General features: G+C 69.7%; 13 protein-coding genes and 2 pseudogenes. 11 read left to right on the top strand and 4 right to left on the bottom strand.

The genetic code is table 11. The annotated features are described in order from the left end of the window. Window positions 1-380 precede the first annotated feature (380 nt). The gene (locus ACX28W_RS25330) at window positions 381-1,619 is read left to right on the top strand and encodes an RNA-guided endonuclease InsQ/TnpB family protein (protein WP_459001652.1); all 1,239 of its coding nucleotides are present in this window, start codon (window positions 381-383) and stop codon (window positions 1,617-1,619) included. Between the two features lie 112 nt (window positions 1,620-1,731). On the opposite strand, the pseudogene ACX28W_RS25335 reads toward ACX28W_RS25330, so the two are convergent. After that, window positions 1,732-2,199: pseudogene (locus ACX28W_RS25335) on the bottom strand (serine hydrolase); the annotation flags it as partial. A gap of 243 nt (window positions 2,200-2,442) precedes the next feature. Here ACX28W_RS25335 and ACX28W_RS25340 point away from each other — a divergent pair. Continuing rightward, the gene (locus tag ACX28W_RS25340) at window positions 2,443-3,714 is read left to right on the top strand and encodes an alginate lyase family protein (RefSeq protein WP_459001653.1); all 1,272 of its coding nucleotides are present in this window, start codon (window positions 2,443-2,445) and stop codon (window positions 3,712-3,714) included. 35 nt (window positions 3,715-3,749) lie between these two features. Beyond that, entirely contained in the window at window positions 3,750-5,438 is a 1,689-nt protein-coding gene (locus tag ACX28W_RS25345) for an RNA polymerase sigma factor (RefSeq protein ID WP_459001654.1), read from the top strand. On the opposite strand, the gene ACX28W_RS25350 is transcribed toward ACX28W_RS25345, so the two are convergent. Both ACX28W_RS25350 and ACX28W_RS25355 read right to left on the bottom strand, forming a co-directional pair. Next, complete coding sequence (locus ACX28W_RS25350; protein WP_459001655.1) at window positions 5,439-6,134, bottom strand: glycerophosphodiester phosphodiesterase; 696 nt, start codon at window positions 6,132-6,134, stop codon at window positions 5,439-5,441. A 26-nt stretch (window positions 6,135-6,160) separates the two neighbouring features. After that, window positions 6,161-7,362, bottom strand: a pseudogene (locus tag ACX28W_RS25355) (adenosine deaminase). A 32-nt stretch (window positions 7,363-7,394) separates the two neighbouring features. On the opposite strand from ACX28W_RS25355, the gene ACX28W_RS25360 reads away from it, so the two are divergent. Further along, entirely contained in the window at window positions 7,395-8,363 is a 969-nt protein-coding gene (locus tag ACX28W_RS25360) for a DUF4190 domain-containing protein (protein WP_459001656.1), read from the top strand. 29 nt (window positions 8,364-8,392) lie between these two features. Here ACX28W_RS25360 and ACX28W_RS25365 read toward each other — a convergent pair whose 3' ends face one another. Then, complete coding sequence (locus ACX28W_RS25365) at window positions 8,393-8,959, bottom strand: NADAR family protein (protein WP_459001658.1); 567 nt, start codon at window positions 8,957-8,959, stop codon at window positions 8,393-8,395. Window positions 8,960-9,167: 208 nt separating this feature from the next. Here ACX28W_RS25365 and ACX28W_RS25370 point away from each other — a divergent pair, with 208 nt between their 5' ends. From ACX28W_RS25370 to ACX28W_RS25400, 7 genes are all read left to right on the top strand, one after another. Then, window positions 9,168-10,691: a gamma-aminobutyraldehyde dehydrogenase gene (locus tag ACX28W_RS25370; protein WP_459001659.1), complete on the top strand. Its 1,524-nt coding sequence runs from the start codon at window positions 9,168-9,170 to the stop codon at window positions 10,689-10,691. A 76-nt stretch (window positions 10,692-10,767) separates the two neighbouring features. After that, window positions 10,768-12,015: an ABC transporter substrate-binding protein gene (locus ACX28W_RS25375; protein ID WP_459001660.1), complete on the top strand. Its 1,248-nt coding sequence runs from the start codon at window positions 10,768-10,770 to the stop codon at window positions 12,013-12,015. Window positions 12,016-12,178: 163 nt separating this feature from the next. Continuing rightward, on the top strand, window positions 12,179-13,330 hold the full coding sequence (locus ACX28W_RS25380; protein ID WP_459001661.1) for an ABC transporter ATP-binding protein: 1,152 nt from the start codon (window positions 12,179-12,181) through the stop codon (window positions 13,328-13,330). Beyond that, complete coding sequence (locus ACX28W_RS25385; protein ID WP_459001663.1) at window positions 13,330-14,253, top strand: ABC transporter permease; 924 nt, start codon at window positions 13,330-13,332, stop codon at window positions 14,251-14,253. The genes ACX28W_RS25380 and ACX28W_RS25385 overlap by 1 nt, the downstream gene beginning before the upstream one ends. After that, complete coding sequence (locus tag ACX28W_RS25390) at window positions 14,254-15,054, top strand: ABC transporter permease (RefSeq protein ID WP_459001665.1); 801 nt, start codon at window positions 14,254-14,256, stop codon at window positions 15,052-15,054. It begins immediately after the preceding gene. A 29-nt stretch (window positions 15,055-15,083) separates the two neighbouring features. Beyond that, window positions 15,084-16,520, top strand: a complete 1,437-nt coding sequence (locus ACX28W_RS25395) for an NAD(P)/FAD-dependent oxidoreductase (protein ID WP_459001667.1) — start codon at window positions 15,084-15,086, stop codon at window positions 16,518-16,520. Between the two features lie 165 nt (window positions 16,521-16,685). Then, entirely contained in the window at window positions 16,686-17,138 is a 453-nt protein-coding gene (locus ACX28W_RS25400) for a bifunctional DNA primase/polymerase (protein ID WP_459001668.1), read from the top strand. The last annotated feature ends 178 nt before the right edge of the window (window positions 17,139-17,316 follow it).

Genomic DNA, 17,316 nt, shown 5'->3' on the forward strand with positions numbered 1-17,316 from the left:
CACGCACCCCACCCCGCTCACCGGCACCGACCACACACCGCTGCTTTCCTCCACCGTGATCGACCGGACAGGTCCTAGAAATCCTGGTCACAGCCGGTGATGTCCCGGGAGACGCCCATGACGCGGTGCGTTGTCGAATCGTCGAGGGCGATCGGAGTGCGCTGCTCGAAGGCTCCGGGCTTTGGCCAGTACGTCGCCGCCGCCCAGTGGTCGCGGCGCGGAGCGCCGCGGTATCGATGGTGTCTGCTTGGCTGCGAGGCGGCCGGGTGCCGTGTCCGGCGGAGCCGGTGCTGCGTACACGCGGTGGCGGGATCACTCGGTCGGGTGAGGGGTGGGGAACGTGCGACGGGGCGTCGTATGCGTGTGTACGTTTGCTGATCGTGAAGCTGGTGGTGCAGGTCAAGCTGCTGCCGACGCCCGTGCAGGCGGCGGCACTTGAGGCGACCCTGCGTGCCTGCAACGAAGCAGCCGGCTGGGTGAGCCAGGTCGCTTTCGAGCACGGGGAGTTCAAGAACTTCCCGCTGCGCAAGCTCACCTACGAGCAGATCAAGACCCGGTGGAACCTGGGGGCGCAGGCTGCCCAGCACACCATCAAGAAGGCCTGTGACGCGTACGCGACGTTGAAGGCGAATCTGAAGGCGGGCCGTCTGGGCCGCCCCGGCTCGAAGCGCTACCGGCGCGCCACCGAAAAGCCCGTTGCCTTCCGTCGTTGCGGTGCTCAGCCGTACGACGACCGGATGCTGTCCTGGCAGATCCCCGACCGCACGGTGTCGATCTGGACCACCGACGGCCGCATGAAGAACGTGGCCTTCACCGCCTCCCCGGAGCAGCTCGCCACCCTCGCCCTGTACCGCAAGGGCGAGTCCGACCTGCTGGAGCGGGACGGCATGTGGTTCCTGAACGCCACCTGCGAGGTCCCCGAGGCCGAACCGAACGCCGAACCGGTGGACTTCCTCGGCATCGACCTGGGCATCGTCAACATCGCCACCACCAGCGACGGCGAGATCATGGCCGGACGGCAGCTCAACCGGATCCGCCTGCGCGAGCGCGGCCTGCGCACCAAACTCCAGAAGAAGAACACCCCGTCCGCCAAACGCCGCCTGAAGAAACGGCGGCGCAAGGAGGCGCGGCGGGCGAAAGACATCAACCACAAGATCGCGAAGCATGTGGTGGCCGAGGCAGAACGCACCGGTCGCGGAATCGCCCTGGAAGACCTCACAGGCATCCGCGAGCGGGTACGGCTTCGAAAGCCCCAACGGGCCACCCACTCCAGCTGGTCCTTCCACCAGCTCGGACAGTTCATCGCGTACAAGGCCCGTAAGGCCGGGGTGCCCGTGGTGTACGTCAATCCGGCGTACACCTCGCGCACCTGCGCCGAATGCGGGCACATCGACAAAGCGAACCGGGTCTCCCAGGCCCTCTTCGCATGCCGGTCCTGCGGATTCGTTGATCACGCGGACCGGAACAGCTCCCGCAACATCCGCGCAAGAGCGTGGGAGTTGTGGCGAAGCGGGGCCCTGTCAACGGCCCCCGCCCCACCCCCGAAACCCAAGGGTGGGGCCGGACGCAAACGGCACGTCACCGCCAGTGACGCCCGTTGTGCAAGCCCGGGACTTTAGGACTCCGTTGGTAAAAGGACAAGGCCGACATCACGGCTCGCATGCCGGTTGGATGCGGATCACTCGACTTGCGAGTTCGCAAGCCCGGTGATCCTCGCGGCCGGGGTTTCGTCCCTTTCCCAACGGAGTCCTTTAGTCCCGGGTAGTTGACCAACTGCCGTACGAAGACGGGCTTGAAGGCGGGGGAGAGCAGCCCCGGGAGGTAGCGCTGCACCGGCGCGCCCAGATCGACCTCCTCCGCCGCGAGCTGGAGCACCACCGCGGCCGTGACCACCTTCGTCGTCGAACCGGCCCGGAAGACGGCGTTCGGGTCCGCTTTACGGCCGGTCGCCAGATCGTGCACTCCGGCACTGCCGCTCCAGCGGCCGTCGCTGCCCCCGACGCGTACGAGGGCGGCTGTCGCGTCGGCGTCCGGCAGTCCGGCGAGCGCGGCGCGTAAGGCGGCGGCGTCCGGGCCGGCCGTGGCGGGGCGCGCGGTCACGGAGGGCGAGGCGACGGCGGGCACGGCCAGGGGGCCGGCCGCCAGGCCGAGGACGAGGGCGGCGGCGACGGCCGCGACGGTTGTGGTGCGGACGGGCATCTGCTGCTCCTGGTGTGGGCGGTGCGGTGGGAACATCCTGCGACCGCGCGGGCTCTCGCGGATCGTCACCGAGGAGGGCCCCACCCCTGACGCCCACCCGGATCAACTCCCTTTCCATGCAGGGGTGTTGTCAGGGGTTGCCCCTAGGGCCCGGCGAAGAGAGGTGCGAAAAACTGTTATCGCGGAGGGCGGCCGTCCGTCTCCTGTGCGTCAGGACCACCTCTTCGCACAGGAGTAAACGCCATGCCCGCGCACAAGCGCCCGAGCACATCCGAGCCCAAGCGTGAGAACAAGCACCGCCTGACCCGCCGCGGTCTGCTGGGCATCGGCGGTGGCCTCGCCGCCACCGCGGCAGTCGGTGGTGGCGCGCTGCTCGTGATGTCCGGCGGAGACAACGCGGGCGCGGCGCCCACGGCCTTCGCCCACCCGGGCATGCTGCACGCCCACGGCGAGCTCAACCGTGCGAAGGTGCGCGTGGCGGCGAAGGCGCAGCCCTGGCTGTCCGGCTGGGACAGGCTCACCGCCAACCCGCATTCCCGCAGCACCTGGAAGGCCAACCCGCAGGCCACGATCGTCCGTGGCGGCACCGGCCAGAACTACGGCATCCTCTACAACGACATCCATGCGGCCTACCAGAACGCCCTGCGCTGGAAGATCGCCGGGACGAGGGCGAACGGCGACGCCGCACGTGACATCCTCAACGCCTGGTCGGCCGCGCTCACCGCGCTCACCGGGAACGCCGACCGGTTCCTGGCGGCCGGGATCTACGGCTACCAGTTCGCCAACGCCGCCGAACTCATGCGCGGCTACGACGGCTTCGACCTGGCCCGGTTCAAGAAGATGATGCTGAGGGTCTTCTACCCGATGAACCGCCAGTTCCTGGCCACCCACAACGACGCGGTCATCACCAACTACTGGGCGAACTGGGACCTCTGCAACGTCGCCTCGATCATGGCGATCGGCATTCTGTGCGACGACCGGACGAAGTTGGACCGCGCGATCGCGTACATGAAGCACGGAGCCGGCAACGGCTCCCTGAAGAACGCCACCCCGTTCGTCTACGAGTCCGAGGGCCTCGCCCAGTGGCAGGAGAGCGGCCGCGACCAGGGACACACCATGATGGGCATGGGGCAGATGGGCACGATCTGCGAGATGGCCTGGAACCAGGGCGTCGACCTGTACGGCTACGACGACAACCGGTTCATGAAGGCCGCCCAGTACGTCGCCAAGTACAACCTCGGACGGAGCGTGCCCTTCACCACGTACGCCTGGCGCAGCGGCACCGGCACCGGCAAGTACAACGAGCAGACTGTGATCTCCGACATAGGACGCGGACAGGTTCGCCCGGTTTGGGACATCCTGCACTACCACTACGCGCGCCGCCGCAGGCTCTCCGTGCCGTACATCACGGCCATGGCTGAAAGGGTGCGTGCGGAGGGCGGGGGCGGCGACTACGGGCCGAACAGCGGCGGCTACGACCAGCTCGGATTCGGGACGCTGCTCTACGCCAAGTGACGGCTCTACGCCAAGTGACACCGAAAGGGACGCACGTGGACGGGCGGCAGTGGCGTTCGACCATCGCGGCCGCGCAGGCCGGTGACCGGCGCGCCCTCGACGAACTGGTCGAGGGCTGGCTGCCCCTCGTCTACAACGTCGTCGGCCGCGCGCTGAACGGTCACGCGGACGTCGACGACGTCGTGCAGGAGACCATGCTGCGCGCCGTCGACAACCTCGGCTCACTGCGCGACCCGGACAGCTTCCGGTCCTGGCTGGTCGCCATCGCGATGCGCCAGATACGCGAGCGGGCCCGCCGCCGCACCGCCGAGACGCTGGACGACGGCGCGGCGGACCAGGCCGCTGACTTCGCCGAACTGACCGTGCTGCGGCTCCAGTTGGAGGGGCAGCGGCGCGAGGTCGCGGAGGCCGTGCGGTGGCTCGACGAGGATGACCGCCACCTGCTCTCGCTGTGGTGGCTGGAGGTCGCGGGCGAGCTCACCCGGCGCGAGCTGGCGGCGGCGAGCGGGATCAGCCGACAGCACGCGGCGGTGCGGGTGCAGCGGATGAAGGAGCGGCTGGAGACCGCGCGCGACATCGTACGGGCGCTCGACTCGTCCTGCCCGGACCTGCCGTCGGTGACCGCCCGCTGGGACGGACGTCCCGACTCGGTGTGGCGCAAGCGGCTGGCCCGGCACATCCGGGGCTGCGCGTACTGCTCGGGCGCCCGCGAGGCCGTCGTACCGGCCGAACGACTCCTGGTCGGGATCGCGCTCGTCCCGCTGCCGGTCGGCTTCACGCTCTCGCTGGCGCTGGGCGGCAAGACGGCGGGGGCCGCCACCGGCGTCGGCTGGTCCGCCAAGGTGATCGGCGTGCTCACCAAGCCCGCCGTCGCGGTGACGGCCGGAGCGACGCTCGTGGCGGGCGGCGCGTACGTCGTGACACACACCCCCGACAAACCGCCCGCGCGCGCCGCCGAGCCGACGACGGCGAGCACGGCCCGCCCGCCGACATGGACCCCTTCCGCGACCCCGAGCCCCTCACCGACGAAGTCGACGTCGAAGACGAAGCCGACGTCAAAGGCGAAGAAGCCGGAGGGGGAAACGCAGCTGTACGGCACGGTCGTCGACGCCGTCGACAACGCGCCCTCCGCGACCGCGCTCCCCGCCGCGCTGCCCCGGCGTGCCGAGAAGGGCGTGACCGCGACGGGCGCGCCCGCCACGGGTATGACCCACCGCGGCGAGACGATCACCCTCACCGGCCAGGGCTACGTCCGCGTCCGCTGGCAGATCCTGCCCGGTCAGCGCCCCGGCAGCGTGGTGATGCCGACCTGGACCGGCCTGCGCGGCAAGCTCTTCCACGTCGCCTCGGGCGGCGGCCACCGTATGGACGACGTCCAGCCCGGCGCGACGGACGGCACGACCTGGATGGGCGGCCCGGCCACCGGCGTGTCCGTCCTGCCGTCCGGCACCCAGCAGATGTGGCAGAACGAGTACTTCTGGGTCGACGGCACCGTCACCCTCCACCAGAACGAACGCGGCGCCGACTACAACCTCTTCGTCGAGACCTCGACCTGGGACAAGGCGACCGAGGACATCCGCACGGGTCCCGCCCAGGGCGCGGTCCGCTACGGCCTCGTCCGTGACGACGGCAAGGACACCGCTCCGGTACCGCAGTACCTGACCCGCTCCACCCCCACCGACCCGGCGACCGTCCCTCAGCGGTCCGACGTCACCACTCCATGACTACTCCCCTGACCACGCCTTGCGCAGGGCGCACAGCGTGTCGATGCGGTTCGTCGTGATCGAGTCCACCCCCATGTCGAGCAGCCGGCGCATGGAGCGGCGGGTGTCGGGGGTCCAGACGGAGAGGAGGTAGCCGTTGCGGTGGACGTGGGCCGTGAGGGCGCGGTCGACCAGGGTGAAGCGGTAGTTGAGCCAGCGGGGGCGCACCGCGTCGAGCAGGGCGGGGCGCGGCGGCGCGAGCGTCGTCCAGGTGAGCGCGATCTCCGCCGCCGGGTCGGCCGCCCGCACCGCGAGCATGGTCGGGGCGTCGGCGCAGTAGTACACCCGATCCTCGGCCCCGCACTCGCGAATGACGTCCACGACCCGGCGTACGGCCCGCGCGTTCGCCGCACCCGGCAGATCGACCAGGATCCGGCTGTCCCCGGTCGCGGCCAGCGCGTCCACGAGCGTCGGCACGCCGTCGTCCGTGAGCCCCCGCAACTCGTCGCAGGAGAGGGACCGCAGGGGCCGCTCCAGCTCCCACAACCGCTTCAGCGTCTCGTCGTGCAGCAGAACGGGCACGCCGTCGCGAGTCGTCCGTACGTCGATCTCGACCACGTCCGCGCCCAGTTGGAGCGCGGAACGCAGTGAGTCGATCGTGTTCTCGCGGACGCGATAGGGGTCGCCGCGATGAGCGACGGCAGTCACGGTGCGCATGGGGCCCATTGTGGTGGTGCGGTGTGTCAGGGCGCGAGCCAGGTCGAGGCGTAGGTGTCGATCTCCTCGGCGAGCTTCATCTTTCCGGCCGGGTCGAGGAAGGACGCGTCGACCGCGTTCTTGGCGAGCGCGGCGAGGCTCTGCTCGTCGAGTTCGAGGAGACGGGCGGCGACCGCGTACTCGTTGTTGAGGTCGGTGCCGAACATCGGCGGGTCGTCGGAGTTGATGGTGACCAGAACTCCGGCCCGTACGAACTCCTTTATGGGGTGCTCGTCGAGGGTGCGGACCGCGCGGGTGGCGATGTTGGAGGTCGGGCAGACCTCCAGGGCGATGCGGTGCTCGGCGAGGTGCGCGAGCAGCTTGGGGTCTTGGGCGGAGCTCGTGCCGTGTCCGATGCGCTCGGCGCGCAGGTCGGTGAGTGCGTCCCAGACCGTCTGCGGGCCCGTCGTCTCACCGGCGTGCGGCACCGATCGCAGCCCGGCCGCGATCGCCCGGTCGAAGTACGGCTTGAACTGCGGCCGCGGTACGCCGATTTCGGGCCCGCCCAGCCCGAAGGAGACCAGTCCCTCGGGGCGCAGCCGATCGTCGGTGGCGAGCCGTACCGTTTCCTCGGCCGCATCGAGGCCCGCCTCGCCGGGAATGTCGAAGCACCAGCGCAGTACGACACCGAGCTCGGCCTCCGCCGCCTTGCGGGCGTCCTCGATCGCGTCCATGAAGGCGCGCTCGTCGATGCCGCGGCGGGTGGAGGACCACGGCGTGATGGTCAGCTCGGCGTAACGGACCTGCTGCCGGGCCATGTCCCGGGCGACCTCGTACGTCAGCAGCCGTACGTCCTCCGGGGTGCGGATGAGGTCGACGACGGACAGATAGACGTCGATGAAGTGGGCGAAGTCCGTGAACGTGAAGTAGTCCGCGAGAGCCTCGGGGTCCGTCGGCACCTTGGAGTCGGGGTGGCGGGCGGCGAGGGTCGAGACGATGCGCGGGGAGGCGGAGCCGACGTGGTGCACGTGCAGTTCGGCCTTGGGCAGCCCGGCGATGAAGGCGTGCAGATCGCGGGTGCCGCGGGTGGCCTGGGTGTTGAGGTGGTCGGTCAAGGGTTCCTCCCCGGGAACGGCGCCCCCGGGCCATGGTCGGCGGGGACGCGGGTGATCGGCTGATCGGTGACTCGGGGATCATCGTAGAGCGCGGTCCGCGAGGGGCAGGCCCGGGCCGTAGCATGACCGAACATACGACAGGTGTACGACAGAGGGGGGCCCACGCATGTCCGACGACGCGCAGACGCCGCAGAGCGCCGCCGGGACCCCGTGGGCGTCCCCGGACCAGGGGACTTCGCCACCGTCGCCGACCGACGTGTCGCCGACTGCCGAACCCGCGGACGGCATGCCCGCCGACGCGATACCCGCCGACGCGATACCCGAGGTGGGCGGGGCGACCGGGTACACCGCCCCCGCTCCCAAGATCGCCCTGGACAAGTCCCCGGACGTGTCCTCGGACAAGTCCCCGGACGCGATGCCCGCCGCCCGGCAGCCCGAGCCGAACCCCTGGGCTCCACCCGCGGATCCGGCCCCGTCCCGAGCGGGCGGCGCTCCCACGCCACCGCCCCCCTCGGTGGACCACCAGCCGACCGTCACCTCGCTCCCCGCCACGGGCACCCCGAGCCACCACCCTCAGCCCCGCCCCTGGGACAACCCCTTCGCGCCTCCCGCCGCCCACGCGCCCCACCCCCGACCCGCCCCCGGAGAACCGGTCCCCCCGCCGCCCATCGCCCCCGAGGGGCCCGGCCAGATCCCGTACGGCTACGGATACGGCCAGGGCTACCCGGCCTACGCCCCGCCGCAGGCCGGCCACCCGGGCCTCCCCGGCTACCCGGGCGGCGTCCCTGGCCACGGCTGGCCCGCGATGCCCCTGCCGCCCAGCAACGGCGTGGGCACCGCCGCACTCGTGCTCGGCATCGTCGCGGCCGCCATGTTCTGTCTGTGGCCGCTGGCCATCGTCGCGGGCATCCTCGCCGTGATCTTCGGTGTGATCGGCCGCCGCAAGGCCCGCCGGGGTGAGGCGACGAACCCGGGCCACGCCCTGGCCGGGATCATCTGCGGAGCGGTCGGCATCGTCCTGGGTGTCGCGTTCGCCTCGCTCCTGTTCCTCGTCCCGGACGACGACGGGACCGATGACCCGTTCACCGGCGACGACGGCTACTCCACCTCACTCGTCGTGCAGCACCACGGCTGACCGGGCCCCCAGCCGGCGGGAGGACACCCTCAGTCGGCCTGGGACTCTCTCAACCGCTCTCGCGCCTCCATCAGCGCGAACCCCAGCAGATTCGGCCCCCGCCACCGCTCGGGATCCGATGCGCGCTCGTCGTCCGCCGCGAGCCCGATGCCCCACACGCGGTCCAGGGGGCTGGCCTCGACCAGCACCCTCTCACCCGTGCTCAACAGAAACGCCCGCAGATCGGCGTGCGCGGCGAACTTGTGGACGCTGCCTTCGACCACGATCGCGAACCGCTCCCGCTCCCATATCGAGTCGTCGAAGCCGCGCACCAGCCGCCCCGCCTTCTTGGCGAGCGCGGGATGGGGCGCCTCGACCGCGCGCCGCTCCGCCTCCGCGTCCCCGAACAGCCGCGCCTTGCCCGCCATCATCCAGTGCTCGGCACTCGCGTAGGAGACCCCGGCCACCGTGAACGGCGACGGCCACCACTGGCTCAGACAGCTCGCGCTCACCTGACCGTCCGGTCGCGGGCTGTGTCCCCAGAAGTGCAGGTACTTGACCCTCGCCCCCGAGGCGACCGTGCTGACCAGCGCTTCCCAAGAATCGATCCTCCCCATGCACGCGAGTCTGGCATCCACCACTGACAGTCCGTCCTGCCTTTTCCCTGGGGACTCGACACCTGGTCGACAGATTCCGTCGCGTAACCAAAAGGCAACAACGGAATCACTTGTTGGAGTCCCTTTGCTCTGTCAGGATCGGCACTCAAATCGAGCTGGAGCTACGCCGGCCCTCGCGGTAACGGGCAGGGCGGCGGAGGAGAGCGACATGCACAATCCGGGTCATCGCTTCCAGGCGCAGGACCGCTTCGCGGACGGCGCGCAGTACATCGCGGGCCGACTGACCAAGGGCACCTCCGGCCGCACGTACGCGGTCGTCGACCCGGCCACCGGCGACGCCGTCTACACGTACGAACTGGCCGGTACGCAGGACGTCGACCGCGCCGTCGCCGCCGCCCGCGACGCGTTCCCCGGCTGGTCCGGCGCCACCCCTGGCGAGCGTTCCGACGCGCTGCACCGCTTCGCCGCCGTGCTCGCGGACCGCGCGGAGGAATTCGCCCGCGCGGAGTCGCTGCAGTGCGGCAAACCGCTCAAGCTCACCCGGGAGTTCGACGTCCCGGGGACGATCGACAACACCGCCTTCTTCGCCGGTGCCGCCCGGCACCTCCAGGGTCAGTCCGCGGGCGAGTACTCCGGCGACCACACCTCGTACGTACGCCGTGAGCCCATCGGCGTCGTCGGCTCCATCGCGCCCTGGAACTACCCCCTCCAGATGGCCGCCTGGAAGATCCTGCCGGCGATCGCGGCGGGCAACACGATCGTGCTGAAGCCCGCCGAGCTCACCCCGCTGACCTCGCTCCTTTTCGCCGAGGCGGCCACCGAGGCGGGGATCCCGGACGGGGTCGTCAACATCATCACGGGAGCCGGGAAGGACGCGGGGGAGCACCTCGTCGGTCATCCCGACGTCGCGATGACCTCCTTCACCGGGTCCACCGCCGTCGGCAAGCGGGTCGCGGAGATCGCCACGTCCACCGTCAAGCGGCTCCACCTGGAGCTGGGCGGCAAGGCGCCCTTCGTGGTCTTCGACGACGCCGACCTGGACGCGGCCGTCCACGGCGCGGTCGCCGGCTCGCTCATCAACACCGGGCAGGACTGCACGGCGGCCACGCGCGCGTATGTGCAAAGGCCCCTCTACGAAGATTTCGTTCACCGAACGGCCGCCCTCATGGAGAGCGTCCGGCTCGGCGACCCGTTCGCGCCCGGCACCGACCTGGGCCCGCTGATCTCGCACGCCCAGCGCGACCGAGTGGCCGGATTCGTCGACCGGGCGCGTGCCTACGCGCGCGTCGTCACCGGCGGCGACATCCCCGAGGAGCTCAAGGACGGCGCGTACTACCGGCCCACGCTCATCGCCGACGCCGCTCAGGACAGCGAGATCGTGCAGTCCGAGATCTTCGGCCCCGTCCTGGTCGTGCTCCCCTTCGACAGCGACGACGAAGGAATCCGGCTCGCCAACGACACTCCGTACGGTCTCGCCGCCTCCGCGTGGAGCCGGGACGTGTACCGGGCCAACCGTGCGACCCGCGAGATCAAGGCGGGCTGTGTCTGGATCAACGACCACATTCCGATCATCAGCGAGATGCCGCACGGCGGTTATCAGGCATCCGGCTTCGGCAAGGACATGTCGGCGTACTCGTTCGAGGAGTACACCCAGATCAAGCACGTCATGTTCGACAACACCGCGGTGGTCAGGAAAGCCTGGCACCGCACGATCTTCGGGGACCGGCCGTAACGGGATTCCCGCTACCGCCAAGTGGCAGACCAGGCCGCGACCACGGCCGCGACCCTTCCGAAAGGGCACCACGAGCATGGAGCAGTACGAGCCCGAACGCCTGGCCCCGGCCCAACTGGCCGCTCTTCGGCGCAGCTTCGCCGGCGGCAGGGCCGCCCTCACCCGTCGTTCGCTGCTGCGCGCCTCCGCGGGCGGTGCCCTTGCCGTCGGCGGGCTCGCGGCACTGAGCGGCTGCGGAATCCCCGCGGCGGGCAAGTCCCAGGGCGGCGTCTCAGCCGAGGACCACTCGGCCAAGGAGAAGACGATCAACTTCTCCAACTGGACCGAGTACATGGACGTCGACGACAGCGAGAAGCACCACCCGACGCTCGACGCGTTCACCAAACGCACCGGAATCAGCGTCAAGTACACCGAGGACATCAACGACAACGTCGAGTTCTTCGGCAAGATCAAGCCGCAGCTCGCGGCGGGCCAGGACACCGGGCGCGACCTCATCGTCGTCACCGACTGGCTGGCGTCCCGGCTGATCCGCTTCGGGTGGGTCCAGAAACTGGACGCGTCCAATCTCCCGCACGCGTACGCGAACCTGTCGGACCAGTTCCGCAGCCCCGACTGGGACCCGGGCCGCGCCTACTCGTACCCCTGGACCGGCATCTCCACCGTCATCGCCTACAACAAGAAGGCGCTCGACGGCGTGGAGGTCAAGTCGGTCTCCGACATGCTCGACAACCCCAAGCTCAAGGGGCGCGTCGGCTTCCTCTCCGAGATGCGCGACAGCGTCGGCATGACGCTGCTCGACCTGGGCAAGGACCCGGCGAAGTTCACCGACGACGACTTCGACGCGGCGATCGCCCGGCTCCAGAAGGCCGTGGACAAGGGCCAGATCCGCCGCTTCACCGGCAACGACTACACGTCCGACATCACCAGCGGCGACTTCGCGGCCTGCATAGCCTGGGCCGGCGACGTCGTGCAGCTCAAGGCGGACAGCCCCGATGTCGACTTCATCATCCCGGACAGCGGCTATATGACGTCCACGGACAACTTGCTGATCCCCAACAAGGCGCGCCACAAGACGAACGCCGAGCGGCTCATGGACTACTACTACGAGCCCGAGCCGGCCGCCGAACTCGCCGCCTACATCAACTACGTCTGTCCGGTCGACGGAGTGCAGCCCTATCTCGCGAAGATCGACGAGGACGCGGCGAACAATCCGCTGATCATTCCTGACCAGGCCATGGCCGCGAAGTCGCACGCCTTCCGCTCACTGAGCTCGAAGGAAGAGACGGCCTACGAAGAGAAGTTCGCGAAGCTCACAGGGGCGTAACGCCTCCGGCGGGTGCGGTTCGGGCGGCCTGGGCCGCCCGGGCGGTCACCCGGCACCGCGGGCACCGAGCGCGGGCCCCGCCGCGCCGCGTACCCGACCGGCGCGGCGAGCGATCGCCACCCGCCCCGGATCCCCTACGACCCCGACACTCAGGGACCACACCATGACGACAGACCATGGCGGCGACGTCCGCCTCTCCGGGATCAGCAAGACGTACGGCTCCTTCACGGCCGTCCACCCGCTCGACCTGACCGTGCCCGAGGGATCGTTCTTCGCGCTCCTGGGAGCGTCCGGCTGCGGCAAGACGACCACCCTGCGGATGATCGCCGGACTGGAGGAACCTTCCTCCGGCACCGTCTCGCTCGGCGAGCAGGACGTGACGAACCTGCCGCCCTACAAGCGGCCGGTCAACACCGTCTTCCAGTCCTACGCGCTCTTCCCGCACCTCGACATCTTCGAGAACGTCGCCTTCGGCCTGCGCCGACGCGGCATCAAGTCGGTGAAGAAGCAGGTCGAGGACATGCTCGACCTCGTACAGCTCGGCGAGCAGGCCCGCAAGAAGCCGCACCAGCTGTCCGGCGGCCAGCAGCAGCGCGTCGCCGTGGCCCGCGCGCTGATCAACCACCCCAAGGTGCTGCTCCTCGACGAGCCTCTCGGCGCCCTCGACCTCAAACTGCGCCGCCAGATGCAGCTGGAACTCAAGCGCATCCAGACCGAGGTCGGCATCACCTTCGTCCATGTCACGCACGACCAGGAGGAGGCCATGACCATGGCCGACACGGTCGCCGTGATGAACGCGGGCCGCGTCGAGCAGCTCGGCGCCCCCGCCGACCTCTACGAGAACCCGCAGACCACGTTCGTCGCCAACTTCCTCGGCACCTCGAACCTCATCGAGGCCGCCGTCGACGGCAAGAGCGGCGACGACATCGTGCTGGCGGCGGGCGGTGGCAAGCTCGTACTGCCGCAGGCGCGATGTTCGGCGCCCACGACGGCCGGCGGCAAGGTCCTGGTCGGCGTCCGCCCCGAGAAGATCTCGCTCACGCACGCCGACGACGCGGGCGAGATCCCGGAAGGCCGCAACCGGATCACCGGCAGGATCGCCGACTCCAGCTTCATCGGCGTCTCCACGCAGTACGTCATCGACAGCGCCGTCTGCCCCGAGTTCGAGGTCTACGCCCAGAACATCGACCGTGACGCCCGGCTCACCCCCGGCGCCGAGGTCGTTCTGCACTGGAGCCCGGCGCACACCTTCGGGCTGGATGCCGCGCAGGACATCGATGCGGGTGTCGAGACGGTCGAGGAGGACGCCGCCTGATGGCCGCCGTCACCGAGGCGCCGCCCCTCGCGCCGGGGCCCGCCAAGAAGCCGCCCCGCAAGCGCGGCCGTCTCGTCCCGTACTGGCTGCTCCTGCCCGGCATCCTCTGGCTGCTGGTCTTCTTCGCGCTGCCGATGATCTACCAGGCCTCCACGTCCGTGCAGACGGGCTCCCTGGAGGAGGGCTTCAAGGTCACCTGGCACTTCCAGACGTACTGGGACGCGCTGGTCGACTACTGGCCGCAGTTCCTGCGGTCCGTGCTCTACGCGGGTTCGGCGACGATCCTGTGCCTGCTGCTCGGCTACCCCCTCGCCTATCTGATCGCCTTCCGCGCGGGCCGCTGGCGCAATGTGGTGCTGATCCTGGTCATCGCGCCGTTCTTCACCAGCTTCCTGATCCGCACGCTCGCCTGGAAGACGATCCTCGCGGACGGCGGCCCGGTCGTCGGCGCCCTCAACACGCTGCACGTCCTGGACGTCACCAGCTGGCTCGGCTTCACGTCCGGCGACCGCGTCCTGGCCACCCCGCTCGCGGTGGTCTGCGGTCTGACGTACAACTTCCTGCCGTTCATGATCCTGCCGCTCTACACCTCGCTGGAGCGCATCGACGGACGACTGCACGAGGCGGCCGGCGACCTGTACGCGAAGCCCTTCACCACCTTCCGCAAGGTCACTTTCCCGCTGTCGATGCCCGGAGTCGTCTCCGGCACGCTGCTGACCTTCATCCCGGCCAGCGGCGACTACGTGAACGCCGACCTTCTCGGCTCCACGGACACCCGGATGGTCGGCAACGTCATCCAGACGCAGTTCCTGCGCGTTCTCGACTACCCGACGGCCGCGGCGCTTTCGTTCATCCTCATGGCCGCGATCCTCATCATGGTCACGCTCTACATTCGCAAGTCCGGGACGGAGGATCTGGTTTAAATGGCCTTCGTACGCTGGTTCAAGCGGAATCTCGTCGTCATCGCGGGACTGCTGACGCTCGGATATCTACTGCTGCCCAACGTGATCGTCACGGTGTTCTCCTTCAACAAACCGAAGGGGCGCTTCAATTACGAGTGGCAGCAGTTCTCCACGGACGCCTGGAGCGATCCGTGCGGGGTCGCGGACATGTGCGGCTCGCTCTCGATCAGCCTGCAGATCGCGCTCTGGGCGACCGTCGGGGCCACCGTCCTCGGCACGATGATCGCGTTCGCGCTGGTCCGCTACCGCTTCCGGGCGCGCGGCGCGGTGAACTCGCTGATCTTCCTGCCGATGGCGATGCCCGAGGTCGTGATGGCCGCCTCGCTGCTCACGCTCTTCCTCAACATGGGCGCGCAGCTGGGCTTCTGGACGATCCTGATCGCCCACATCATGTTCTGCCTCAGCTTCGTCGTCACCGCCGTCAAGGCACGCGTGATGTCGATGGACCCGCGCCTGGAACAGGCCGCGCAGGACCTCTACGCCGGCCCCGTGCAGACCTTCCTCCGCGTCACCCTGCCCATCGCGGCCCCCGGAATCGCCGCGGGCGCGCTGCTCGCCTTCGCGCTCTCCTTCGACGATTTCATCATCACCAATTTCAACGCGGGTTCCACCGTCACCTTCCCCATGTTCGTCTGGGGCTCGGCACAGCGCGGGACACCCGTTCAGATCAATGTCATCGGTACGGCCATGTTCCTCATCGCCGTACTCTTCGTCCTGGCCGGAATGGTCATCGGCAACCGCCGCAACAAGCAAAAGGCATAAACGCTCAGAAGTCGTAGGGAGTTGAAATCATGGCCCCAAGCGCCATGACCCGTGGGAATCATCGGAATCACTGGACGAAATCTCTTTCCGACGCCCAGCCGGTGTCCTACTGGCTGGACGACCCCGGCAAGCCCCACCCCGAGCCCGCCCTCACCGGCGCCGAGATGTGCGACCTGCTCGTCGTCGGTGGCGGCTACAGCGGACTGTGGACCGCGCTGATCGCCAAGGAGCGCGACCCGCGGCGCGAGGTGGTGCTCCTGGAGGGCCGCGAGGTGGGCTGGGCCGCCTCCGGCCGCAACGGCGGCTTCTGCGCCGCGTCGTTGACCCACGGACTGGCCAACGGCCTCGCTCGCTGGCCGGACGAGATCAAGAAGCTGGAGGAGCTGGGCGCCCGCAACCTCGACGAGATCGAGGCGGCCGTCGCCCGCTACTCCCTCGACTGCGACTTCGAGCGCACCGGCGAGATCGACGTCGCCACCGAGCCGCACCAGGCGGCCGAACTGCGCGAGTGGTACGAGGAGCTGGAGGGCGCGGGCCTCGCCGACGGCACGGAATTCCTGGACGCCGACGCGGTGCGCGAACAGGTCGACTCCCCGACCTTCCTCGCGGGCCTGCACGACCGCCGTGGTGTCGCCATGCTCCACCCCGCGAAGCTCGCCTGGGGCCTCAAGCGCGCCTGCCTCCGGCTCGGGGTACGGGTGTACGAGCACACGCCCGCGCTCGCCCTGAAGTCGTACGGCGCCGGTATGGCCGTACGCACCCCGTACGGCTCCGTCCGCGCCCGCCGGGTCGCCCTCGCCACCAACATCTTCCCGAACCTGGTCAAGCGCGTGCGGGCGTACACCGTCCCGGTCTACGACTACGCGCTGATGACCGAGCCGCTGACCGCCGGCCAGCTGGCGGCTGTCGGCTGGAAGAACCGCCAGGGCCTCGGGGACAGCGCCAACCAGTTCCACTACTTCCGGCTGTCGGCGGACAACCGGATCCTGTGGGGCGGTTACGACGCGATCTACCCGTACGGCGGGCGGGTGCGCGCCGAGTACGACGACCGCCCGGAGACCTACGCGAAGCTCGCCGGGCACTTCTTCACCTGCTTTCCGCAGCTGGAGGGCGTCCGCTTCACCCACGCGTGGGGCGGCGCGATCGACACCTGCTCGCGCTTCTCGGCCTTCTTCGGCACCGCGCACCAGGGCAGGGTCGCGTATGCGGCGGGCTACACCGGGCTCGGCGTGGGCGCGACCCGGTTCGGTGCCGACGTGATGCTCGACCTGCTGGCGGGGGAGCGCACGGAGCGCACCGAGCTGGAGATGGTCCGCAAGAAGCCGCTGCCCTTCCCGCCCGAGCCCTTCGCCTGGACGGGCATCGCGCTGACCAAGTGGTCGCTGGCGCGCGCGGACGCGCACGGCGGGCGGCGCAATCTGTGGCTGAAGGCGATGGACAGGCTGGGGCTGGGCTTCGACAGCTGAGGGGCGCGTGCGCCCACCCGTGATCCACGGGCGCACGCCCAGCTCATCCACTGTGACCCGGCTCACCACCGACAAGTGGCGGAACCCGCGTAATGCCCGGCCCGAACCCCCCTCTCCCCGGTGACGCAACCAGCGTCGACACGAGGAGAAAAGGGAGATTACGCCATGACAGTGGACCAAACGGCGGTCGAGTGGCTGGCATCCGTGGCGCCGGATCCCGAGGCCTGCCGCTGGGAATGGGAGCGCAATCCGCAGGGGGTCGCGCTGCTGCCGGCGGGCAGGCTTTGGGACGTACTCATCCTGCCCGGCGAGCTCGGCTATCCCACGCTCGATGTGCTGACCCGGGTGATCGACCAACTGGGCCCGGTGCTCGTCGACTTCGGCGACGCCCGCATGGGCTTCTTCGTGCCTCCCGGTACCGCGGCCCGGTGGCTCGGCACGGGGGTGCGCACGGCGGGCGGCGGTACGTGGATAGTGGTGCCGTATCCGGGACGGACCACCGGCGGGGTCCGCTGGCTGATCCCCCCGGACGGCTCCGGCACGCTCACCGATCCGGCGCTGCTGGAACTGGCCATGCATGAGGCGGCGGCGGGGCCGGCCGGAAACGAGGACCGATAACCGGGACGGGCCGGACCCCGATGATGCTCGGTGACGGTCAGAGGTCTCGACCACGGAAGCGGCCTGTGCCGAATGGCGTCGCTCCACCTTCCTGAATTCCCCCATGCCAGGAGGAAGTCGAGCCGCACCCGGCCTCGCCGTGCTCTCGTCGGCCTGGCCGTGCTCCGGTCGGCCGCCC

It is taken from the genome of Streptomyces sp. SD15 (genome assembly GCF_054462255.1).

What these genes read in the sequence shown, in the direction of transcription:
- ACX28W_RS25390 (WP_459001665.1), top strand. Translation starts at nt 14,254, where the DNA reads ATGGCCTTCGTACGCTGGTTCAAGCGGAATCTCGTCGTCATCGCGGGA.
- ACX28W_RS25365 (WP_459001658.1), bottom strand. Translation starts at nt 8,959, where the DNA reads ATGGGGAGGATCGATTCTTGGGAAGCGCTGGTCAGCACGGTCGCCTCG.
- ACX28W_RS25375 (WP_459001660.1), top strand. Translation starts at nt 10,768, where the DNA reads ATGGAGCAGTACGAGCCCGAACGCCTGGCCCCGGCCCAACTGGCCGCT.
- ACX28W_RS25350 (WP_459001655.1), bottom strand. Translation starts at nt 6,134, where the DNA reads ATGCGCACCGTGACTGCCGTCGCTCATCGCGGCGACCCCTATCGCGTC.
- ACX28W_RS25380 (WP_459001661.1), top strand. Translation starts at nt 12,179, where the DNA reads ATGACGACAGACCATGGCGGCGACGTCCGCCTCTCCGGGATCAGCAAG.
- ACX28W_RS25400 (WP_459001668.1), top strand. Translation starts at nt 16,686, where the DNA reads ATGACAGTGGACCAAACGGCGGTCGAGTGGCTGGCATCCGTGGCGCCG.
- ACX28W_RS25340 (WP_459001653.1), top strand. Translation starts at nt 2,443, where the DNA reads ATGCCCGCGCACAAGCGCCCGAGCACATCCGAGCCCAAGCGTGAGAAC.
- ACX28W_RS25385 (WP_459001663.1), top strand. Translation starts at nt 13,330, where the DNA reads ATGGCCGCCGTCACCGAGGCGCCGCCCCTCGCGCCGGGGCCCGCCAAG.
- ACX28W_RS25395 (WP_459001667.1), top strand. Translation starts at nt 15,084, where the DNA reads ATGGCCCCAAGCGCCATGACCCGTGGGAATCATCGGAATCACTGGACG.
- ACX28W_RS25360 (WP_459001656.1), top strand. Translation starts at nt 7,395, where the DNA reads ATGTCCGACGACGCGCAGACGCCGCAGAGCGCCGCCGGGACCCCGTGG.
- ACX28W_RS25370 (WP_459001659.1), top strand. Translation starts at nt 9,168, where the DNA reads ATGCACAATCCGGGTCATCGCTTCCAGGCGCAGGACCGCTTCGCGGAC.